Below are 900 nucleotides of genomic sequence, written 5' to 3' on the forward strand. Positions count from 1 at the left end.
TGAACAGGTAGCGCGCCCCGGCGGCCTGGAGGTCCACCGCCGTGCGGGCGATGGCATCCGGAGCGAAGAGCCGCATGCGCCGGCCCTCGATATGCGGATAGGTGCAGTAGATGCAGCGAAACGGGCACCCACGTTTGGATTGCAGGTTCAGCATGCCGCCGGTGGACAGGTAGTACCCCAAATGCTCGCCCTTGGGGTCGAAACGCCGCACGGTTTCGCCGGGCCAGGGAGATGGCGGGTCGACCGCTTGGCCGCGCACCACCACCCCGTCGACGGTGGCCGGATCCTCGCCGCGGGCCAGGGCCGCCAGCAGCTGCGGCAAGCGTTCGCCCTCGCCGATGATGCCGTAATCCGCATCCAGGGTCTGCATGGCCTCGACCGGAAAAATAGTGAACCCGCTGCCCCCCAATATCACCGGTGCTATTGTCGCCTGCCGCACGGTCTGCATCAAATCGCTGTATTCGGCCATGAAGCCCTTGGGCTGGGTCACGTCCGTGGTGTCGGCGTTGCGCAGGCTGATACCCACCATGTCCGGCTCCCAGTCGCGGATGGCGGCGGTCAGGTCGGCGGTGTCCGGCATCTGATTCCGGTCGAGGATGCGCACCTGGTGATCCGGGCTAAGGGCGCCTGCCAGGTAGTCGAGGCCCAGGGGATAGACCGGGTAGGGATCGGTCAGGCGGTTGGCGGAGATCAACAGGATTTTCATGGCGGACAAATTGGGGTTGCGGTGATGAATCGACCGAGGCCGAGGAGCAGCACCCCTTTTCCGGCCGGGGCCAGCGTGGGATTCCCGGTCGCCAGCCAATGAATGCCGGCCACCGCGGCAACGGCCGTGGCCGTGGCGAATTCACCGGTCAGGCGCCGGAAGTCGATGACCGGGCCGGAGAAGTTGCTCAGGGC

Annotated in this window: 2 protein-coding genes; both read right to left on the reverse strand. The window is 66.4% G+C overall.

All coding sequences use genetic code 11. The annotated features are described in order from the left end of the window. A partial coding sequence (locus JCM12296_RS35230; protein ID WP_218188467.1) for a cobalamin-dependent protein occupies nucleotides 1-694 on the reverse strand: 694 nt, incomplete at its 3' end. An 8-nt stretch (nucleotides 695-702) separates the two neighbouring features. Further along, nucleotides 703-900: hypothetical protein (locus JCM12296_RS40855; RefSeq protein ID WP_172684285.1), on the reverse strand; the 198-nt coding region annotated here is incomplete at its 5' end.

Origin of the sequence: Desulfosarcina cetonica JCM 12296, assembly GCF_001311845.1 — a bacterium.
Classification (GTDB): domain Bacteria; phylum Desulfobacterota; class Desulfobacteria; order Desulfobacterales; family Desulfosarcinaceae; genus Desulfosarcina; species Desulfosarcina cetonica.